Origin of the sequence: Xanthomonas sp. SHU 166 (assembly GCF_000364685.1) — a bacterium.
Classification (GTDB): domain Bacteria; phylum Pseudomonadota; class Gammaproteobacteria; order Xanthomonadales; family Xanthomonadaceae; genus Xanthomonas_A; species Xanthomonas_A sontii.
Map to the genome: position 1 here is coordinate 1 of NZ_AQOJ01000090.1, position 20,152 is coordinate 20,152.

Annotated in this window: 20 protein-coding genes; 13 read left to right on the top strand and 7 right to left on the bottom strand. The window is 70.4% G+C overall.

Going from position 1 to position 20,152, the window contains the following annotated elements:
- Positions 1 to 1,287: benzaldehyde dehydrogenase (locus D180_RS03635; RefSeq protein ID WP_017911710.1), on the top strand; the 1,287-nt coding region annotated here is incomplete at its 5' end.
- Between the two features lie 303 nt (positions 1,288 to 1,590).
- Here the strand turns inward: D180_RS03635 and D180_RS03640 are convergent.
- Positions 1,591 to 2,490, bottom strand: coding sequence for a helix-turn-helix domain-containing protein (locus D180_RS03640; protein WP_017916016.1), 900 nt, complete (start codon positions 2,488 to 2,490; stop codon positions 1,591 to 1,593).
- Positions 2,491 to 2,583: 93 nt separating this feature from the next.
- On the opposite strand from D180_RS03640, the gene pobA reads away from it, so the two are divergent.
- Both pobA and D180_RS03650 read left to right on the top strand, forming a co-directional pair.
- On the top strand, positions 2,584 to 3,762 hold the full coding sequence (pobA, locus tag D180_RS03645; protein WP_017911712.1) for a 4-hydroxybenzoate 3-monooxygenase: 1,179 nt from the start codon (positions 2,584 to 2,586) through the stop codon (positions 3,760 to 3,762).
- 474 nt (positions 3,763 to 4,236) lie between these two features.
- On the top strand, positions 4,237 to 4,725 hold the full coding sequence (locus tag D180_RS03650; protein ID WP_017911713.1) for a nuclear transport factor 2 family protein: 489 nt from the start codon (positions 4,237 to 4,239) through the stop codon (positions 4,723 to 4,725).
- Positions 4,726 to 4,812: 87 nt separating this feature from the next.
- On the opposite strand, the gene D180_RS03655 is transcribed toward D180_RS03650, so the two are convergent.
- Genes D180_RS03655 through D180_RS03665 form a run of 3 tightly spaced genes read right to left on the bottom strand, consistent with a single transcriptional unit; the run spans position 4,813 to position 7,701 of the window.
- Entirely contained in the window at positions 4,813 to 5,796 is a 984-nt protein-coding gene (locus D180_RS03655; protein ID WP_017911714.1) for a PDR/VanB family oxidoreductase, read from the bottom strand.
- Positions 5,797 to 5,845: 49 nt separating this feature from the next.
- Positions 5,846 to 6,595, bottom strand: coding sequence for a GntR family transcriptional regulator (locus D180_RS03660; protein WP_043090427.1), 750 nt, complete (start codon positions 6,593 to 6,595; stop codon positions 5,846 to 5,848).
- Between the two features lie 29 nt (positions 6,596 to 6,624).
- On the bottom strand, positions 6,625 to 7,701 hold the full coding sequence (locus D180_RS03665) for an aromatic ring-hydroxylating dioxygenase subunit alpha (RefSeq protein ID WP_017911716.1): 1,077 nt from the start codon (positions 7,699 to 7,701) through the stop codon (positions 6,625 to 6,627).
- 327 nt (positions 7,702 to 8,028) lie between these two features.
- Between D180_RS03665 and D180_RS03670 the strand changes: the two genes are divergently transcribed.
- The 8 genes from D180_RS03670 (at position 8,029) to pcaC (ending at position 14,693) form a co-directional block, all read left to right on the top strand.
- Positions 8,029 to 8,718 carry a 3-oxoacid CoA-transferase subunit A gene (locus D180_RS03670; RefSeq protein ID WP_017911717.1) on the top strand — a complete coding sequence of 230 codons (690 nt, stop codon included), beginning with the start codon at positions 8,029 to 8,031 and terminating at the stop codon, positions 8,716 to 8,718.
- On the top strand, positions 8,706 to 9,377 hold the full coding sequence (locus D180_RS03675; RefSeq protein ID WP_043090425.1) for a 3-oxoacid CoA-transferase subunit B: 672 nt from the start codon (positions 8,706 to 8,708) through the stop codon (positions 9,375 to 9,377). Before D180_RS03670 ends, D180_RS03675 begins: the two co-directional genes overlap by 13 nt.
- On the top strand, positions 9,374 to 10,582 hold the full coding sequence (gene pcaF / locus D180_RS03680; protein ID WP_017911719.1) for a 3-oxoadipyl-CoA thiolase: 1,209 nt from the start codon (positions 9,374 to 9,376) through the stop codon (positions 10,580 to 10,582). The genes D180_RS03675 and pcaF overlap by 4 nt, the downstream gene beginning before the upstream one ends.
- A gap of 86 nt (positions 10,583 to 10,668) precedes the next feature.
- Positions 10,669 to 11,388 carry a protocatechuate 3,4-dioxygenase subunit beta gene (gene pcaH / locus D180_RS03685; protein ID WP_017908147.1) on the top strand — a complete coding sequence of 240 codons (720 nt, stop codon included), beginning with the start codon at positions 10,669 to 10,671 and terminating at the stop codon, positions 11,386 to 11,388.
- A 4-nt stretch (positions 11,389 to 11,392) separates the two neighbouring features.
- Complete coding sequence (pcaG, locus tag D180_RS03690; protein WP_017911720.1) at positions 11,393 to 11,950, top strand: protocatechuate 3,4-dioxygenase subunit alpha; 558 nt, start codon at positions 11,393 to 11,395, stop codon at positions 11,948 to 11,950.
- 66 nt (positions 11,951 to 12,016) lie between these two features.
- Positions 12,017 to 13,369 carry a 3-carboxy-cis,cis-muconate cycloisomerase gene (locus tag D180_RS03695; RefSeq protein ID WP_017911721.1) on the top strand — a complete coding sequence of 451 codons (1,353 nt, stop codon included), beginning with the start codon at positions 12,017 to 12,019 and terminating at the stop codon, positions 13,367 to 13,369.
- A gap of 112 nt (positions 13,370 to 13,481) precedes the next feature.
- Positions 13,482 to 14,261, top strand: coding sequence for a 3-oxoadipate enol-lactonase (gene pcaD / locus D180_RS03700; RefSeq protein WP_017911722.1), 780 nt, complete (start codon positions 13,482 to 13,484; stop codon positions 14,259 to 14,261).
- A gap of 39 nt (positions 14,262 to 14,300) precedes the next feature.
- A complete protein-coding gene (pcaC, locus tag D180_RS03705) occupies positions 14,301 to 14,693 on the top strand; it encodes a 4-carboxymuconolactone decarboxylase (RefSeq protein WP_017911723.1) in 393 nt (130 codons plus the stop codon).
- A gap of 239 nt (positions 14,694 to 14,932) precedes the next feature.
- Here the strand turns inward: pcaC and D180_RS03710 are convergent, their stop codons facing one another.
- The 3 genes from D180_RS03710 to D180_RS03725 form a co-directional block, all read right to left on the bottom strand.
- Positions 14,933 to 15,802, bottom strand: a complete 870-nt coding sequence (locus D180_RS03710) for an IclR family transcriptional regulator C-terminal domain-containing protein (protein ID WP_017908152.1) — start codon at positions 15,800 to 15,802, stop codon at positions 14,933 to 14,935.
- A gap of 590 nt (positions 15,803 to 16,392) precedes the next feature.
- Entirely contained in the window at positions 16,393 to 17,430 is a 1,038-nt protein-coding gene (locus tag D180_RS03720) for an NADP-dependent oxidoreductase (protein WP_017911725.1), read from the bottom strand.
- Positions 17,427 to 18,386: an aldo/keto reductase gene (locus D180_RS03725; RefSeq protein ID WP_017911726.1), complete on the bottom strand. Its 960-nt coding sequence runs from the start codon at positions 18,384 to 18,386 to the stop codon at positions 17,427 to 17,429. Before D180_RS03725 ends, D180_RS03720 begins: the two co-directional genes overlap by 4 nt.
- Positions 18,387 to 18,561: 175 nt before the next feature.
- Here D180_RS03725 and D180_RS03730 point away from each other — a divergent pair, with 175 nt between their 5' ends.
- On the top strand, positions 18,562 to 19,419 hold the full coding sequence (locus tag D180_RS03730; RefSeq protein ID WP_017911727.1) for a class I SAM-dependent methyltransferase: 858 nt from the start codon (positions 18,562 to 18,564) through the stop codon (positions 19,417 to 19,419).
- An 85-nt stretch (positions 19,420 to 19,504) separates the two neighbouring features.
- Positions 19,505 to 20,041, top strand: a complete 537-nt coding sequence (locus D180_RS03735; protein ID WP_017908156.1) for a pseudouridine synthase — start codon at positions 19,505 to 19,507, stop codon at positions 20,039 to 20,041.
- Positions 20,042 to 20,152 lie beyond the last annotated feature (111 nt).

The following is a 20,152-nucleotide window of genomic DNA, read 5'->3' on the forward strand; positions in this document are numbered from 1 at the left end:
GCGCAGCGCGCCTGGGCGGCCACGCCGCCGCGCGAGCGCGCGGCCGTGTTCCATCGTGCCGCGCAGGTATTGCAGCAGCATGCGGCCGCGGCCGCGGCGCTGATCGCCCGCGAGACCGGCGGCATCCTGCCCAAGGGCGAGCACGAGGTGCGCGAGGCGATCGTGCTGCTGCAGCAGGCCGCGGCGATGCCGCTGCAGGCGCAGGGCCAGGTGCTGCCGACCGCGCCGGGCCGGCTGAGCCTGGCGCGACGCCTGCCGTTGGGCGTGGTCGGGGTGATCTCGCCGTTCAACTTCCCGCTGGTGCTGTCGCTGCGTTCGGCGGCGCCGGCACTGGCGGTCGGCAACGCGGTGGTGCTCAAGCCGGATCCGCGTACGCCGTACGCCGGCGGCTTCGTCATCGCCGAGGTGCTGCAGCAGGCCGGCCTGCCGAAGGGCCTGCTGCACGTGCTGCCAGGCGGCGCGGATGCCGGCCAGGCGCTGGTCGAAGCGCCGGGCGTGCCGATGATCGCGTTCACCGGTTCCACCGCCGCCGGCCGCCGTATCGGCGAACTGGCCGGCAAGCACCTGAAAAAGACCGCGCTGGAACTGGGCGGCAAGAACTCGTTGATCGTGCTCGAGGATGCCGACCTGGACAAGGCGGTGTCGGCGATCGCCTTCGGCGCGTACTTCCACCAGGGCCAGATCTGCATGGCCACCGGTCGCGTGCTGGTCCAGCGCAGCATCGCCGCCGAACTCATCCGGCGCCTGGCGGAGAAGGCACGGCACCTGCCGGTCGGCGACCCGGCGACCGCACACGTCGCGCTTGGCCCCATCATCGACCAGCGCCAGCTGCAGCACGTCAAGGACGTGGTCGATGCCTCGGTGGCGGCGGGCGCCGTGGTCGAGGCCGGCGGCACCCACGAGGGCCTGTTCTATGCGGCCACGGTGTTGTCGAACGTGCAGCCGGGCATGCCGGCGTTCGAGGAGGAAGTGTTCGGCCCGGTCGCCAACGTGATCGCGTTCGACAGCGACGACGAGGCGGTGGCGCTGGCCAACCAGACCGAGTACGGCCTGTCCGCCGGCATCCTGTCGGCGTCGGTCGGCCGCGCGATGGCGCTGGGCGAGCGCCTGCACACCGGCCTGCTGCACATCAACGACCAGACCGTGGCCGACGAAGTCACCAACCCGTTCGGCGGCACCGGTGCCTCCGGCAACGGCACCAGCATGGGCGGCCCGGCCGACTGGGGCCAGTACACGCACTGGCAGTGGGTGACGATCCAGGACAGCGCGCCGCAGTATCCGTTCTGAGGACACGTCGCCGGGCGTCGATGTGGCGCCCGGTTGTGCTCGTGGATGCATTGATTGCCGGAGAGATGATTGTTCCGTTGCGTGCGTGTTGAGCTACGCGCGGCCAATAGGGCCCTGGCACCGGCACCGGCGCCGACACTGCATTGTGGGAGTGACTTCAGTCCCGACGCTTCTGCGGTGACTCGCCATTTCAGCCGCGACGAACGAAGCGGGACTGGTCGATCATCGATCACGCGTCGGGACTGAAGTCCCTCCCACAGTAAAGCGACCGCACCGCGATCTCCGTACTGGCTGCGGGTCGTGTCACCCCTGCGCGCGCTGCCGGAACTGGATCGGCGAACATCCCGCATGCCGGCGGAAGCAGCGGCTGAAATACGCCGCATCGGCATAACCCAGGACTTCGGCCAGCTGCTGCACGGTCAAGGTGGTGTAGACCAGGCTGCGCCGCGCCTCGAGCATGATCCGGCGTTGCAACAGTTCCAGCGCCGAGGCGCCGGCCAGGCGCCGGCACAGCGCGTTGAGATGGCTGCGGCTCAGCCCGAGCCGGTCGGCATAGCGGGCCAGCGGCCAATGCTCGCGGTAATGCGCGTCGATCAGCGCGGTATAGGCGCGCACGTGGCGCGCGCCGCGGTCGGCATCGTGCGGATCGCGATGGGCATCCGCCAGCGCGCCGCGTGCCGCCCACAGCAAGGCCTGCGTGACCAGCGCCTGCAGCATCGGCTCGCGGCCGGGGCGGTGCTGTGTGTGTTCGGCGGCGATGGCGGCGAAGCAGGCGTCCAGCATCGCTTGCTGATCGCCGGCGGGCAGGCACAGCGGCCGCGCCAGCGCTTCGTCCAGATTCGGCCATTGCGCCGCCAGGCGCTGCCGCAGCGGCGCCGACACGGTCACGACATGGCCGCGCACGTTGCGCTGGAAACGGAAGCCGTGCACGCACAGCGGCGGCAACAGCAGCAGGCATGGCCCGCGCAGGCGCTGCTGCGTTCCGTCCAGGTGCAGGCCGGCGCTGCCGCGTTGCAGATACAGCAGTTGCAGCAGATCGCCGTGGCGGTGCGGGCGGATATGCCAGTCGTGCAGGCGGCTGCGCGCGGCGATGGATTCCCAGTGCAACAGGTCCGATGTCCCTCTGTCGCCGGTCTCGCCGTACAGGCGAAAGGCCGGGACCGTGGCGGGCGACGCGACAGCGGCGGAGGCAGTGCGGGGCATCGGCGAAAAGTACCGGAATCGGTCGCGATGATCCATGTCCTCGGCACGCCGCAACCGGAACACTGTGGGTCTGTCCCATCCTTCGGAGGACGTATGCGTACCCAGGTCGCCATCGTCGGCGCCGGCCCGGCCGGGCTGCTGCTCGGGCAGTTGCTGCACGGCCACGGCATCGACACCGTCATCGTCGAGCGGCAGACGCCGGAACACGTGCTGTCGCGGATCCGTGCCGGCGTGCTGGAGCAGGGCACCGCCGACCTGCTGTGCGCCGCCGGTGCCGGCGCGCGCATGCGGCGCGAAGGCATCGTCCACCATGGCTTCGAGCTGGCGCTGGAGCAGCGCCGCGAACGCATCGAACTGAGTGCGGCGACCGGTGGCCGTGCGGTCACCGTCTACGGCCAGACCGAAGTGACCCGCGACCTGATGGACGCACGCCGCGCTGCCGGCGCTGCCACCCTCTATTCCGTCGAGGATGTGCAGTTGCACGACATCGCCGGGCTGCAGCCGTGGCTGAGCTTCGTGCAGGATGGCGCCACGCAGCGCCTGGATTGCGACTACGTGGTCGGCTGCGACGGCTTCCACGGGGTCAGCCGCCGCGCGATCCCGGCCGAGGTGCTGCGTGTGTACGAGCGGATCTATCCGTTCGGCTGGCTGGGCGTGCTGGCCGACACTCCGCCGGTGGCCGACGAACTGATCTATGCGCGCAATGCGCGTGGTTTCGCGCTGTGCAGCATGCGTTCTCCCACCCGCACCCGCTACTACGTGCAGGTGCCGGCGGATGAGCGGGTGGAGGACTGGTCGGACGATCGCTTCTGGGACGAGCTGCGTCGGCGTCTTCCCGACGACGTGGCGCAGGCGCTGGTCACCGGTCCGTCGCTGGAGAAGAGCATCGCGCCGCTGCGCAGTTACGTCGCCGAACCGATGCAGTACGGCCGCCTGTTCCTGGCCGGCGATGCCGCACACATCGTGCCGCCGACCGGCGCCAAGGGCCTGAACCTCGCTGCCGGCGACGTCGGCCTGCTCGCGCACCTGTTCGCGCAGGCGCAGCAGGAGCGCAGCGACGCGCCGCTGCAGCGCTACTCGGAACTGGCCCTGCAGCGCGTATGGAAGGCCGAGCGCTTTTCCTGGTGGATGACTACGATGCTGCACCGCTTTCCGGACGAGGACGCGTTCAGCCGCCGCCTGCACGATGCGGAACTGGACTACCTGCTCGGCAGTGCCGCCGGCCGCGCGACCATTGCCGAGAACTACGCGGGATTGCCGTTGGCGGTTTAGGGCTGGGATGATCAGCCATTCGGCTGCTGGAAAGCCTGGAAATCGGGATTGTCGATTCGCTAAGGCGCGTCCCAATCTCTCTGCGCTCGTCGATCGTGCGCGTCTCCGCGTTCTTCCAATCCAGAATTACTCGCCCCATTCTCGACAGAAGAGCCGTCGATCGTTGCGATCGATGACGGCGATCAAATGAGCCTATCGATGACGGTGTTGACCGTCAGCGCGTCGCTGCGCCATGCCCTACATACGAACATTTAGGTGCGTGGCGGTCGCGCCATTTCTGAGGTCGAGGTAACTGTGGCGATTCTCCCAGACCAGGAAAAAAGCCGGTAAATTCGCGTGCTTTTCGCGATTTCCCGCCTCGCGCAGGCACGGCGCGTTGCTACGCTGCAGCCGCGCCGGTGCCGACGTTGCCGCGCATCGCGGTAGCGCAGCGGCACTGCGCATTCCCCCTGTTCCCCCATCGGAGCGTCTTCCATGAAGATCCGTTTTCAGGCCTGTCTGCTGGCGCTGCTGCTTGCGCTTCCCGTCGCGTCCGCGTTCGCGCAGACCGCGGTCACCGCCAATCCCAACCACGCGCAGCTGCTGCACGGCGAGGACTGGCGCACCACCGCCAACAAGCGCCTGGTCTACGACTTCTGGCGCATCGTGTTCGAAGCCGGGCACACCGAATATGCGCCGATGTACATGGCCAAGGACTACATCCAGCACAACCCGAATGTGGCCAATGGCCGCGATGCGTTCCTGGCGTTCCTGACCTCCTTCGTCAAGCCGACGCCGATCCAGCCGCGGGTGCAGTTGCCGCTGGTGGCGATCCTGGCCGAGGGCGACTACGTGACCCTGGTGTCGGTGCGCACGCTGCCCGATCCCAAGGACGCCAGCAAGACTTACACGACTACCTGGTTCGACATGTTCCGCATCCAGAACGGCAAGATCCAGGAGCATTGGGACGCGGCGACCAAGTGAGGTCGCGTCGCGCGCGTTGATCGCTGGCAGGTGCCGTCCACCCGCGTGGACGGCACCTGCGCGCTGCGAGGGGAATGCGCGCAGGCGTCAGAACGCGTCGGCGCGGTAGCCGGTGTCGATGCTGACGCTGCCGCCGAGCGCGCGCGAAACGCAAGCGCACAGCTTGCGGTTGCTGTGGCGCTGCTCGTCGCTGAGAAACACGTCGCGGTGGTCCAGCGGGGCGGCCGCGTCCAGCACCTCGACCACGCACAGGCCGCATTCGCCGCGGCGGCAGTCGGCCATGACTTCCACGCCGGCCGCGCTCAGCGCGTCCAGCAGCGATTCGTTCTCGGCGACCTGCACGGTCTTGCCCAGCGCCGGCACCTGCACCACGAACGGCTGCGCCGGTGCGTTGCCGCTGTTGCCGAAGGTCTCGAAATGCAGGCGTGCACGCGCGCGGCCGTCGTCGCGCCAGCGCTGCCGCAGTTCGTCCAGCAGCGGCAGCGGGCCGCAGGCGTAGACGTCGGCGTTGCGTGGCCACTGCGCGATCTGCGCGGCCAGCTCGAGCTGACCCAGATGCTCCGGGCAGAACAACTGCAGGCGCTCGCCCAGCAGATCCTGCAGATGCTCCAGGTAGGCCATGCTGGCGCGGCTGCGGCCGGCGTAGAGCACCTGGAACGGGATGCGCCCGCGCGCCAGCCGTTGCGCCATGCCCAGGATCGGGGTGATGCCGATGCCGCCGGCGACCAGCACGATGTGCTCGGCGGTCTCGTCCAGCGCGAAGTGGTTGTTGGGCGAGGAAATCTCCAGTGGGTCGCCTGGCGCCAGCGTCCACATCGCGCGCGACCCGCCGCGGCTACCTGGCACCGCGCGCACCGCGATGCGGTAGTGGCCGTCTGCGGCGGGCTCGCCGACCAGCGAGTAGGAGCGCTCGTGCCAGGCCTCGCCGATGCGCACGCGCACGTCGAGGTGGCTGCCCACGCTAAAGGAGCGGCTGGCGCGACCGGGATCGAGCACGATCTCGCGCACGTCCTGGCACGGCGTGGCGACGGCGACGACGCGGGCGGTGGTCCACTGGGTGTCTTTGCGCATGGCGGGGTCCGGCAGGCGGGAAGGGGAGACGGGCGTCTGTGCGCTGCGATCAGGCGGGTGGGCGGCGCCGCAGCAGACGGCTGCCGGGGATCTGGCCCAGCGCGTTCTGGTCGTGCAGGGCGTGGTGGGCGTTGCGCTGCGCCAGCCGCGCGTGTTCGCGCATCAAGGCTTCGGCGCGCGCGCCTTCGCGGCGCACGATCGCGTCCAGCACCTGACGGTGCTGGTCCTGCGCGATCGACAGTACAGTGGCGGCCTGGCCGCGTTCGAGTACGAAGCTGCTCGGCGAGGCGAACGGCAACTGCGCGACGCGCGCGAACTCGCGTGAGAGCAGCGCGCTGCCGGCCATCTCGAACAACAGGGCATGCCATTGCGCGTTGCAATCGACATAGCGGGCGAAGGCCTCCTCGCTCAGCGGTCGCGCCGCCAGGACGGCGTCGATCTGCGCCAGCAACGCCTGCGCCCGCGCCAGCAAGGCCGGCTCGGCACCGCGCTCGGCCGCGCGGCGCGCGGCCAGCCCTTCCAGGGTGCCGCGCAGTTCGATGGCGTCGTCCACATCGGCCTCGTCGAACGCCTGCACCGCGTAGCCGCCGCCACGCAGCGGCTGCACCAGGCCTTCCTCGGCCAGTCGCTGCAGGGCGGCGCGCACCGGCGTGCGCGAGACGCCCAGGCGCTCCACCAGCGCGACCTCGGACAGGCGCTCGCCGGCGGGCAGGGCGCCGGCCAGGATCAGCTCGCGCACTTCCAGCAGGGCGCGGGTGGTCTGCGCGGCACTGGAGCGGAACGGATGCGCGGCGGACATGGCGGTGGCTCCGGGATCCTGGCGGCGGTTCATCCGACCATGCGCAGCTGCAGGTCCTGGTTGCGCTGCTCGGCGGCGACCATGCGCTCGATCAGCCGCCGTGCCCACATGCCGCCGGCATCGACGTTGAGGTTGTAGAACACGTGGTCCGGATGCGCGTCGATGGCGCGCTGCTGCGCTTCCAGGATCAGCTCGTCCTCGCCGAACACACCGCTGACGCCGTCGCGCAGGCGCGTGGTGATCGACTGCTCGTGCAACGAATGGTTGCGCGCGAATGCCCAGAAGTAGTGGCACGTGCGATCGGTTTCCGGGGTGATGGTGTTGAGCACGTAGCCGTTGACCCCGCGCGAGCGGTCGCCCTGCGGCGCGCCGCTGCCGGCCACCGCCACGCCCACATCGATGGCGATGGTGCAGGGGGCCTCGAAGCGGATGATCTGCCAGCGGTCGACCTTGCCGCGGTAGCCGTGCGCATGTTCGATCTGCCAGGCCCAGAACGGCGGCGGGTCGATGTCCAGCATCCAGCGCGAGACCACCGTGCTGCGTTCGCCGTGGACCACGTCGAACGGCGCCTCGGCGACCTCGTCCTGGCCGATGCTGGAGCCATGCACGAAGGTCTCGTGGGTCAGGTCCATCAGGTTGTCCAGCACCAGCCGGTAGTCGCACTTGACGTGGATGGTGCGGCCGTCGCCGGCCCAGGCCGGGTCGTCGTTCCAGTGCAGGTCCGGCACCAGTGCGGGATCGGCCAGCGCCGCATCGCCCGGCCATACCCAGACGTAGCGGTGCCGCTCCACGGTGGGGAAGCGGCGCACGCAGGCGGACGGATTGATCGTGTCCTGCGAGGGCATGTGCACGCAGCGCCCGTTCGCGTCGTAGACCAGGCCGTGGTAGCCGCAGACCACGTCGTCGCCGCGCAGCCGGCCCAGCGACAGCGGCACCAGCCGATGCCAGCAGGCGTCCTCGAGCGCGGCGACGCGGCCGCTGCTGGTGCGGTACAGCACGATGTCCAAGTTGCACACCTTGCGCGGCAGCAGCGCGTGCTTGACCTCGTGATCCCAGGCGATGGCGTACCAGGCATTGAGCGGAAATGCCGGAGTGGACGACTGCATGGCGGCGACCTCGATTGTGTATACAACAGGCTGGGGAAGATCCTTGCGTGTTGCGGGCGGAGGGCGAGCTAGCGCTGCCTTCACGCCATCGCCCGAGATGCGGCGATGGCCGAATGTATACAACAGGGATGGGTCGGCGTGCCGTTGCCGCATCGTTAAATTGTTCGTTTATCGAACAATGCATCCGATAATCGGATTGACCGCCCGTCAGTGCCGGCCTAACGTGGCCTCCCGGAGCGACCTGGAGGAGGATGTCGTGGCAGACCTTGTAATGCGCTTGCGCCGACGCGCGCTGCGCCCGCGGCCGGCGACGGTGGAGCGGCGCCGATGATCGACAAGACCCTGGCTTCGTGCGCCGACGCAGTGGCCGACATCCACGATGGCGCGACGGTGATGATCGGCGGCTTCGGTACTGCGGGCATGCCCGATGCGCTGATCGATGCGTTGATCGCGCAGGGCGCGCGCGAGCTGACCATCGTCAACAACAACGCCGGCAACGGCGAGACCGGGCTGGCCGCGCTGATCAAGCACAAGCGCGTGCGCAAGATCGTGTGCTCGTTCCCGCGGCAGAGCGACTCGCAGCACTTCGACGCGGCCTACCGCGCCGGCGAGCTGGAACTGGAGCTGGTGCCGCAGGGCAACCTGGCCGCGCGCATCCACGCGGCCGGCAACGGCCTGGGTGCGATCTTCACCCCGACCGGCTACGGCACCGAGCTGGCCGCCGGCAAGGAGACCCGCGAGATCGACGGCCGCCACTACGTGCTGGAGTATCCGATCCGCGCCGATTTCGCGCTGATCAAGGCGCACCACGGCGACCGCTGGGGCAACCTGGTGTACCGCAAGACCGCGCGCAACTTCGGCCCGCTGATGGCGATGGCCGCGACCTGCGCGATCGTGCAGGTGGAGAAAGTGGTGGAACTCGGCGCGCTGGATCCGGAAGCGGTGGTGACGCCGGGCATCTTCGTGCAACGCGTGGTGGCGGTGGCCACCGCACAGGAGGGCGCATGCACGCATTGACCGGCCGCGGCATCGACCGCAACGCGCTGGCCGCACGGGTGGCGCGCGACATCCCCGAGGGTGCCTACGTCAACCTGGGCATCGGCCTGCCGACCGCGGTGGCCAACTTCCTGCCGGCGGACAAGGAGATCTTCCTGCACAGCGAGAACGGCCTGCTCGGCATGGGGCCGGCGCCGCCGCCTGGGCAGGAGGACCTGGACCTGATCAACGCCGGCAAGCAGCCGGTGACGCTGCTGACCGGCGGCTGCTATTTCCACCACGCCGACTCGTTCGCGATGATGCGCAGCGGGCGCCTGGACGTGTGCGTGCTCGGCGCGTTCCAGGTGTCGGTGCACGGCGACCTGGCCAACTGGAGCACCGGCGCGGCCGATGCGATCCCCGCGGTCGGCGGCGCGATGGATCTGGCGATCGGCGCCAAGCAGGTCTACGTGATGATGGAACTGCTGACCAAGCGCGGCGAGCCCAAGCTGGTGAACGCCTGCAGTTATCCGTTGACCGGGCTGCGCTGCGTCTCGCGCGTGTACACCGACCTGGGCGTGTTCGCGCTCGGGCCGGACGGCGCGCGCGTGCTCGAACTGGTCGAGGACGTGAGCCTGGACGACCTGCGCCAGGCCACCGGGCTGGCGCTGACCCTGGCCGATTCCACGGAGGCGGCATGAACGAGGCCTACATCATCGACGGCATTCGCACGCCGATCGGCCGCTACGGCGGCGCCCTGGCCGGGGTGCGTGCGGACGACCTCGGCGCAGTGCCGCTGCAGGCGCTGCTGGCGCGGCAGCCGCAACTGGATCCGGCGCAACTCGACGACGTCTACCTGGGCTGCGCCAACCAGGCCGGCGAGGACAACCGCAATGTCGCGCGCATGAGCCTGCTGCTGGCGGGCCTGCCGTTCGGCGTGCCGGGCAGCACGGTCAACCGCCTGTGCGGTTCCGGCCTGGATGCCATCGGCACCGTCGCGCGCGGCATCCGCGCCGGCGAGCTGGGCCTGGCCATCGCCGGCGGCGTCGAGTCGATGTCGCGCGCGCCGTGGGTGATGGGCAAGGCCGACAGCGCCTTCGCCCGCAACCAGCAGCTCGAAGACACCACCATGGGCTGGCGCTTCGTCAATCCGAAGCTGCAGCAACTGTATGGCGTGGAGCTGATGGGCGAGACCGCCGAGAACGTGGCCGCACGCTACGGCATCTCGCGCGAGGACCAGGATGCCTTCGCCCTGCGCAGCCAGCAGCGCACCGCCGCCGCGCAGGCCGCCGGCTTCTTCGACGGCGAGATCGTGCCGGTGACCGCGCCGGGCAGGAAGCGTGGCGAGACCGTCGAAGTCAGTGCCGACGAGCATCCGCGCGCCGACACCACCCTTGAGGCGCTGGCCAGGCTCAAGCCGATCTTCCGCCAGCCCGGCACGGTCACTGCCGGCAATGCCTCGGGCATCAACGATGGCGCCGCCGCGCTGCTGCTGGCCAGCGACGCACAGGTGCAGGCGCTTGGCCTGACCCCGCGCGCCCGCGTGTTGGGCTTCGCCAGCGCCGGCGTGGAGCCGGCCTACATGGGCATCGGCCCGGTGCCTGCCACGCGCAAGCTGCTGGCGCGGCTGGGGCTGTCCATCGGCGACTTCGATGCGATCGAACTCAACGAGGCGTTTGCCGCGCAGGGCCTGGCTTGCCTGCGCGAACTCGGCGTCGCCGACGATGCCGCGCACGTCAACGCCAACGGCGGCGCGATCGCACTCGGTCATCCGCTGGGCATGAGCGGTGCGCGCCTCGCCCTGACCCTGCTGCGCCAGCTTGAGGCCAGCGGTGGCCGCCGCGGTCTGGCGACCATGTGCATCGGCGTCGGCCAGGGCGTGGCGCTGGCGATCGAGCGGCTGTAGCCGCTCGCCCCATCGACGCTGCGCCCCGCACGCCTGCATCATTCCTCCAGCCAACCGGCTCCACGCGGAGCCAGCGAGACCGCACGATGCGCGACGACACCCCCATCGATCCCCTGCTCGGCTATCGGCGCCCGTACCCCGGGACGCAGCCGGCCTACCTGCACCCGCCCTACGCCTCCACCGGCGCCCGCGGCCCGACCCGCGATCCGATCGCGATCCCGCTGACCCTGTCCGAGGCCACCGGCCCGACCCTGGACCGCACCACCCTGGGCGAACACGCCGCCGATCTCACCGCCGGCTTCCCCGGTGCGCCGCTGGGCGAGCGCATCATCGTCAGCGGACGCCTGCTCGACGAGAACGGCAAGCCGGTGCGCAACAGCGTGGTCGAGGTCTGGCAGTGCAACGCCGCCGGCCGCTATCTGCATGCCGGCGACCAGCACGACGCGCCGCTGGATCCCAACTTCACCGGCACCGGCCAGGTGCTGACCGACGATCACGGCCGTTACCGCTTCACCACCATCAAGCCGGGCGCGTATCCGTGGCGCAACCACTACAACGCATGGCGCCCGGCGCACATCCACTTCTCGCTGCACGGCGACGGCATCGGCCAGCGCCTGGTCACGCAGATGTATTTCCCCGGCGATCCGCTGCTGGCGTTCGACCCGATCTTCAACTGCGTGGAGGACCCGAAGGCGCGCGAGCGCATGGTCTCCGCGTTCGACTGGGAGACCACCGCCAACGAGTTCGCGCTGGGCTACCGTTTCGACATCGTCCTGCGCGGACGCAAGCAGACCCCTTGGGAGTGAGGCGATGAGTTTCCAGGCAACCCCTTCGCAGACGGTCGGCCCCTATTACCGGATCGGGCTGGAGCCGCTGTACCGCACCGAGATCGCGCCGGCGCAGGCGCAGGGCACCCACGTGGAGATCGTCGGTAGCGTCTTCGACGGCAACGGCGTGCCGGTCGGCGATGCGCTGCTGGAGATCTGGCAGGCCGATGCCGCCGGCATCTACGACCATGCCGCCGATCCGCGCCGCGGCGACCACGATCCGGCCTTCCACGGCTGGGGCCGGGTGCCGACCGACGCGCAGGGGCGCTTCGCCTTCCGCACGGTCAAGCCCGGCCGCGTCGCCGGGCCCAAGGGCCTGCAGGCGCCGCACCTGGTGGTGCTGGTGTTCATGCGCGGCCTGCTGCGCGCCGCGCCGACCCGGCTGTACTTCGGCGACGACGATCTGGACGGCGATGCGATCCTGGCGCAGGTGCCGGCCGAGCGCCGCGCGACCCTGGTCGCGCAACCGCTGGCGCCCAATCGCTACCAGTGGGACGTGCGCATGCAGGGGGAGCACGAGACCGTGTTCTTCCGCTACTGAGCGCAGCGACATCCCGCACAGGCTGCAGCGGTTACGCTGCATGATCTCTCCACCGCCTACGAACCGATGAGCGTCTCCGAGTCCCTGTTGCGTCCGCTGTTCGGCGATCCGGCCGTCGATGCGCTGTTCGACGACCGCGCGCGCCTGCAGGCCATGCTCGACGTGGAAGCGGCGCTGGCGCGCGCGCAGGCACGCTGCGGCGTGATCCCGGCCGACGCGGTGGCGCCGATCGCCGCCGCCTGCGATGCCGCACACTACGACCTGCCGGCGCTCGCCGCCGCCACCGCGCTGGCCGGCAATCCAGCGATCCCTCTGGTCAAGGCGCTCACCGCGCAGGTCGCCGCCACCGACGAAGCGGCGGCGCGCTGGGTGCACTGGGGCGCGACCAGCCAGGACATCATCGACAGCGGCGCGGTGCTGCAACTGCGCGCCGCGCTCGACCACGTGGAAGCGCAACTGGACGCGCTGTGCACGGCGCTGGCGGCGTTGGCGCAGCGCGAGCGCGACACCGGCCTGCCCGGGCGCACCCTGTTGCAGCAGGCGGTGCCGGTGACCTTCGGGCTGAAGGCCGCGGGTTGGCTGGACGCGCTGCAGCGCAGCCGCCGGCGCCTGCAGGCGCTGCGCGAGGATGCGTTGGTGCTGCAGTTCGGCGGTGCCGCCGGCACCCTGGCTGCGCTGCAGTCGCAGGGCCTGGCCGTGGCCGAGGCGTTGGCCGAGGAATTGCGACTGCCGTTGCCGGCGCTGCCCTGGCATGCGGCGCGCGACCGGATCGGCGAGATCGGCGCGGCGTTCGCGCTGCTGGCTGGCAGCCTCGGCAAGATCGGCCGCGACGTCGCGTTGCTGATGCAGTCGGAAGTGGCCGAGGCGTTCGAGCCGGCCGCGGCGGGCAAGGGCGGCTCCTCGGCGATGCCGCACAAGCGCAATCCGGTCGGCTGCGTGGTCGCGATCGCCGCGGCCACGCGCGCGCCGGGCTTGCTGGCGACCTTGTTCGCGGCGCTGCCGCAGGAACACGAGCGCGCCGTCGGCGGCTGGCATGCCGAATGGGAAACCTTGCCGGAACTGGTGCGCCTGAGCGCCGGCAGCCTGGCCCAGGTGCGGGTGCTGATCGAGGGCCTGGAGCTGGACCGCGCGCGCATGGCCGCGCATCTGGACAGCCATGGCGGCCTGCTCTACGCCGAGGCGGTGGCGGTGACCCTGGCCGCGCATCTGGGCAAGACTGCCGCGCACGCGCTGGTGGAAACCGCGGTGCGCCGCGCGCTGGCCACGCAGCAGCATTTGCGCGCGGTGCTGGCCGAGGAACCGCAGGTGACCGCGGTGCTGGCGCCGGCGCAACTGGATGCGCTGTTCGCCAGCGACAGCTGGCGCGGCATGGCGACGGTGTGGATCGAGCGCGTGCTCGCCGCGCAGGCGCGCGCGTGAGCCGTCGCGCCGTGCCTGTCTGCCGCAGCGTCGGCGCCACGTTCTAGACTTGCCGGTGCCGCGCGGTTCCATGCCGCGACGGCCCCTTCCACTTTCCCTGCGAGCGCCGCCCATGCCGATCCTCGACCTGCCCACGCATCGTCTGCATTACCGCATCGACGGCAGCGAAGGCCGTCCGTGGCTGACCCTGTGCAACTCGCTCGGCACCGACCTGCACATGTGGGACGCGCAGATTGCCGCGCTGTCGCCGCACTTCCGCGTGCTGCGCTACGACCGTCGCGGCCATGGCGCGTCCACCACCCCGCCGGCGCCCTATGCCATCGCCGACCTCGGCGGCGACGTGGTGGCGCTCTGGGATGCGCTGTCGATCGAGCGCAGCCATTTCTGCGGCCTGTCGATCGGCGGGCTAACCGGGCAGTGGCTGGGCCTGTACGCGGGCGAGCGCCTGCTCAGCCTCACCCTGTGCGCCACCGCGGCCAAAATCGGTAGCGCCGAGAGTTGGCAGGCGCGCATCGAGCAGGTGCGCGCCGAGGGCCTGGCGCCGCTGTGCGAAGGCACCCGCACGCGCTGGTTCACCCCGGCCTTCGCCGAGGCGCAGCCGGCGACCGTCGAGGCGATCCTGGACAGCTTCCGCGCCACCGATGCGCAGGCCTACATCGGCTGCTGCCAGGCGCTGGCCGAGGCCGACTTCCGCGCGCGCCTGGGCGAGATCGGCGTGCCGGTGCTGGCCGTGGCCGGGCACGACGATCCGGTGTGTCCGCCGGCCGATCTGCAGGCCATCGCCGCGCAGGTGGCGCAGGGCGAGGATGCCGAGGTGCACGGCCGCCACCTGTGCAACGTCGAGTCGCCGCACGCCTTCAACGACGCGCTGCTGCGCTTCCTGCTGCAGTAGCCAACGCCCGCCTTTCCCCACGTTTCAGGAGTCGACCCGATGGACGAGAACGAACGCTACGCCGCCGGCCTGCAGGTGCGCCGCGCGGTGCTCGGCGATGCCCACGTCGACCGCTCGCTGGCCGCGCGCACGCCGTTCACCGAGGAATTCCAGGAGTTCATCACCCGTACCGCCTGGGGCACGGTGTGGACCCGCGAGGGCCTGCCGCGGCACACGCGCTCGCTGCTGACCCTGGCGATGATGGTGGCGCGCGGCCACGACGAGGAGTTCAAGCTGCACGTGCGCGCCGCGCGCAACAACGGCGTCAGCGCCGACGAAATCAAGGAAGTGCTGCTGCAGGCGGCGATCTATTGCGGTGTGCCCGCGGCCAACCACGCCTTCGCCCTGGCCGCGCCGATCCTGGCCGAGCAGGCGGCCGAAGCGACGGATTGAGCCCGGCGCCGTTGTTGCGGCACGGCTGGGAATGATCGTGACACGCGGTCCGCTGCACCGAGCGCCGCGAACGACACGATGCGACGCGTGGCTGACACGTTGCGTTGCTTCGGCAGATGCGTGGTATCGGCCAGATTGTGGCGCGTGCCGGACCCTCACCCCAACCCCTCTCCCGGGGGGAGAGGGACTTATCCCTTGTTTCGTCGGAGGGAAAGGTGCCCCGCAGGGGCGGATGCGGGTCAGTCCAGCACCCGACTCAACTGCTGCGCCGCATGCCGCAGTGCCGGCAGCACCGTGCTCTGCAGGCTGCCCAGGGTCATCCGCGCCACCGAGCTGCCGACGTTGAGCGCGGCGACCACGCGGTCCTGGCGGTTGCGCACCGGCACCGCCACCGAGCGCAGGCCGATCTCCAGTTCCTGGTCCACCACCGCGTAGCCGTCGCGCTGCACGCGCTCGAGCAGGGCCTGGAACTGCGCGCGGTCGGTGACGGTGCGTTCGGTGCGCGGGCGCAGCGGATTGCGCTCCAGATAGCTGTTCAAGGTGTCGCCCGGTTGCGCTGCCAGCAACACCCGGCCCATCGAGGTGCAGTACGCCGGCAGGCGGCTGCCGGCACGCAGGCCGATCGACATGATCCGCACGGTTTCCGCACGCGCCACGTACAGCAGGTCGTCGCCGTCGAGCACGCCCAGCGAGCAGGACTCGTGCAGGGTGTCGCGCAGCGCGTCCAGCACCGGCTGCGCCGCCACCGACAGCGCGGCGGTGGACAGGTAGCCGCTGCCGATGCCCAGCGCGCGCGGCAGCAGCACGTAGCCGCGGCCGTGGGTGCCGGCGTAGCCGAGCTTCTCCAGCGTGTACAGCACGCGCCGCACCGCCGCGCGCGGAATGCCGGTGTCGGCGCTGAGCTGGGCCATGCTGACGTCGCGGCTGTGCTGGCCGAAGGCGCTGAGCACGGCCAGGCCGCGCGCTAGCGAGGTCATGAAGTTCGGGTCGCCTTCGCATTCGCCGATGCGCCGCATCAGCTCCGCGGCCAGGCCGCGCTCGGGCGGGGTGGGGGCGGTGGCGGCGCGCGCGGTGCGGCGTGCGCGAGGGGGGCGCGGGGACTCGGACATGGAAGCGGCGGCGGCGGCGATGCGTCCGATGGTAGTGGCTGTACTCGCGGGCGTCGATGCTGGGGTGTGGTCGAGGGCGCCAGGCGCCAGGCGATCGTCCCGCGTCATGAAGCAGATGGGCGCTGCGACAGCCGCTCCTACGGTTCTTTTTCATCCGACACGCAAATCTCAAGCGAAAGCTAAGGCTTTCGCCCTCACGGGCGAGTTACTTTTCTTTGCTCGCGCAAAGAAAAGGTAACCAAAAGAAGCGCTTTTACCACAGCCGAAGGCTGGTCAAGCGCTCCCTGCCTCGCGCCCTCCGCGCTGCGCGCTCCGGGTCCGCGTCCATCACGGGGATCCGCGGAAGGGGCATCCTGCCCCTGCCGCGGACGGCGCACATCCATGTGCGCCGCCCTTCGGGTTTTTCCCCGCGCTGGCCGCCGCTTCGGAAGGGAACCCAGTAAGTCAAAAACAAGAGCAACAGCAACATCCAAAGCCAAGCGATCGCGACTGCTACAGCGACTCGCGGTGATCAGTGTCCGGGCACGATGTGGGAAGGACTCTCGTGCATTTTTGTGGGATCAGTCCCGCCAGCCTCGGACCTTCTCGCCTCAGTCCCCCAGCCGCACCACCAGCTTGCCGAAGTTGCCGCCGCTCAGCATGTCGATGAAGGCCTGCGGCGCGTTTTCCAGACCGTCCACCACGTGCTCGCGGTAGCGTACGCGGCCGTCGGCCAGCCAGGCGCCCATCTCGCGCAGGAACTCCGGGTACAGCTTGACGAAGTCGCCGACGATGAAGCCGCGCAGGGTCAGGCGCTGGCGCAGCACCTGGCCCATCAGTGCCGGCATCCGGTCCGGCCCCGGCGGCAAGGCGCCGTTGGCGTTGTAGGTGGCGATGGTGCCGCACACCGGCACCCGCGCGAAATCGTTGAGCAGCGGCAGCACCGCATCGAACACGTGGCCGCCGACGTTCTCGAAATACACGTCGATGCCGTCGGTCGCGGCGGCGCGCAACTGCTCGGCAAAGTCCTTGGCGCGGTGGTCCAGGGCCACGTCCACGCCCAGTTCCTCGCGCAGGTAGCGGCATTTTTCCGCGCCGCCGGCGATGGCGATGACCTTGGCCCCGCGCAGTTTGGCGATCTGCGCCACGGTGGCGCCAACCGGGCCGGTGGCCGCGGCGACCGCCACGGTCTCGCCCGGCTGCGGCTTGCCGATCTCGTGCAGGCCGGCGTAGGCGGTGAAGCCGGGCATGCCGTACACGCCCAGCGCGGTGCTCGGCGGCAGCGGCGAGTTGGGGTCGAGCTTGCGCCGCAGGCTGGCGCCGTCGACGACCAGATGGGTCTGCCAGCCGCCGTTCTGCACCAGCACCAGATCGCCCGGCGCATGGTCGGGGGAATTGGAGTGCAGTACCTCGGCCACGGTGCTGCCGACCATGGTCTCGCCCAGTTGCACCGGCGGCGCGTAGGACGGCGCATCGCTCATGCGCCCGCGCATGTACGGGTCCAGCGACAGCCAGCGATTGCGCAGCAGCACCTGGCCGGGGCCGGGCGCTTCGAGCGGCGCCTGTTCGGTACGGAAGTTGTCCGTGCCCGGCGCGCCTTGCGGGCGCGAGGCGAGCACGATGCGGGTGGTCTGGGTGGGGGTGGTCATGCGGTTTCCTCGCTTGCGGTATTCAATTGCGCGATGTCCTCGGCCGACAGCTGCAGGCGCGCGGCGGCGAGCAGGTCCTGCAGTTGCTCCAGGCTGGTCGCGCTGGCGATCGGCGCGACGATGCCGGGCCGCGCCATCAGCCAGGCCAGCGCCACCTGCGTGGGCGTGGCGGCATGCTTGCCGGCGATGTCGTCGAGTGCGGCGAGGATGCGCAGGCCGCGCGCGTTGAGATAGCGCGCGACCACGCTGGCGCCGCGTGCCTTGCTCTTGCCCGCGTCTTCGGCGCGACGGTACTTGCCGCTGAGGAAGCCGCTGGCCAGCGCGTAGTAGCACAGCACGCCCAGGCCCTGTTCGTGCACCAGCGGCTCCAACTCGGCCTCGTAGCCGGCGCGGTCGTACAGGTTGTACTCCGGCTGCAGCGTTTCGTAGCGGGGCAGGCCGTACTGCGCGGAGACGTTCAGCGCCTCGCGCAGGCGCGCGGCGCTGTAGTTGGAAGCACCGATGGCGCGCACCTTGCCCTGTTCGATCAGCCGCCCGAACGCGGCCAGCGTGGCTTCCAGCGGCACCGAATCGTCGTCCGCGTGCGCCTGGTACAGATCGATGACGTCGGTCTGCAGGCGCTGCAGCGAGTCCTCCGCGGCGGCGGCGATGGTGTCGGCCGACAGGCCCGGGCGTTCGGCCCACTTGCCGACCTTGGTCGCGATCAGCACCTTGTCGCGCTTGCCGCTGCGCTTGAGCCACTGTCCGATCAGCGTTTCCGATTCGCCGCCGTGATTGCCGGGGACCCAGGCCGAGTAGATGTCGGCGGTGTCGACGAGATTGCAGCCGGCCTCGACGAAGGCATCGAGCAAGGCGAAGGAGGTCTTGGCGTCGGCGCTCCAGCCGAACACGTTGCCGCCGAACGCCAGCGGTGCCGCATGCAGGCCGGAGCGGCCGAGTTCGCGCGTGTGCAGCATGGAAAACGCTCCACTGTGGGGAAAGGCGACAGGATAGTCGCCGGGGATCGAAGGATCGGCCAATGCTCGCGAAAACAGCGTTCCGCCGGCGTGATTCGCGCTAACGGGAGCGCAACATTCGGGCTTGTCGGGCCGCATGCTAGGCTCGCCCCACCTCCTCTTGCGGATGCCTGCCATGACGCTTCGAACCTCGCTCGCCTGCGCCTGTACCCTGGCCGTCGCCACCGCCTTGCTCGCCCCTGCCGCGCAGGCGATCAAGCCTGCCGACACCGCGACGCTGCCGGCGCCGGACGCGTCCCTGCAGGCGGCGATCAACGGCAGCTGGCGCGACCGCGCCAACGTCGCCCGCGACGCTTACCGCCATCCCGGCCAGACCCTGGCGTTCTTCGGCATCAAGCCGACCCAGACGGTGATCGAGGTCACCCCGGGCGGCGGCTGGTATGCGGAGATCCTGGCGCCGTACCTGCGCGAGCGCGGGCAGTACATCGCCGCGGTGGTCGATCCGGCGGCCGTGCCGGAAGGGCGCGGCCGCGACTACCAGCAGAAGGCGCGCGCCGGCCTGGAGCAGAAGTTCGCCGCGGCACCGGCGCAGTACGACCGCGCGCGCATCGTCGCGTATGCGCCGAACGCACCGGTGTTCGGCCCGCCCGGCTCGGCCGACCTGGTGCTGACCTTCCGCAACGTGCACAACTGGCGCATGGCCGGGCAGGCCGAGGGCATGTTCAAGGGCTTCTACCAGGTGCTAAAGCCTGGCGGCGTGCTCGGCGTGGTCGAACACCGCGCCAAGGCCGACGTGCCGGCCGACGACAAGAGCGGCTATGTCGGTCAGGCGCAGGTGATCGCCATGGCCGAGGCGGCCGGTTTCAAGCTGGCCGGCAAGAGCGAGCTCAACGCCAATCCGCGCGACACCAAGGATTATCCGGGCGGTGTGTGGACGCTGCCGCCGAGCAACCAGCACGAGGCCGCCGATGATGCCAAGTACCAGGCGATCGGCGAGAGCGACCGGATGACCCTGAAGTTCGTCAAGCGCTGAGCCGGCGCACGAGCGGCGCGGCGCGGACGCATGGGACAATGCCTGCGCCGCGCCGTGCGGCGCAGGCCCGCCGCCGTTCCCGTCGATGCTGATCGCCTTCAACAAGCCCTTCAACGTGCTGTGCCAGTTCACCGACCGCAGCACGCCGCCGCGGCGCACCCTGGCCGAGTTCGGCCTGCCCGCCGACGTGTATGCGGCCGGGCGCCTGGACTACGACAGCGAGGGCCTGCTGCTGCTGACCGACGATGGCGCGCTGGCGCACCGTCTTACCGATCCGCGGCACAAGCAGCCCAAGACCTACTGGGTGCAGGTGGAAGGCGCGCCGCAACCGGAGCAGGTGCAGCGCCTGCGCGACGGCGTGCTGTTGAACGACGGCCCGACCGCGCGGGCCGAGGTGACGTTGCTGGACGCGCCGCCATCGCTGTGGCCGCGCGATCCGCCGGTGCGCTTCCGCAAGAGTGTGCCCGATGCCTGGTTGCAGGTCGTGCTGCGCGAAGGCCGCAACCGCCAGGTGCGGCGGATGACTGCTGCGGTCGGCCTGCCAACGCTGCGCCTGGTGCGTGCGGCGATGGGCGCGCACCGCCTGGACGGGTTGGCGCCGGGGGCCTGGCGCGCGCTGTAGTGCGTGTTGTGCCGAATGACGCGTAGGAGCGGCGTCAGCCGCGACCGGAGCGTTACCGAGGCGGCTCCGGTCGCGGATGAAGCCGCTCCTTGTATCTGGACATGTCGCCCC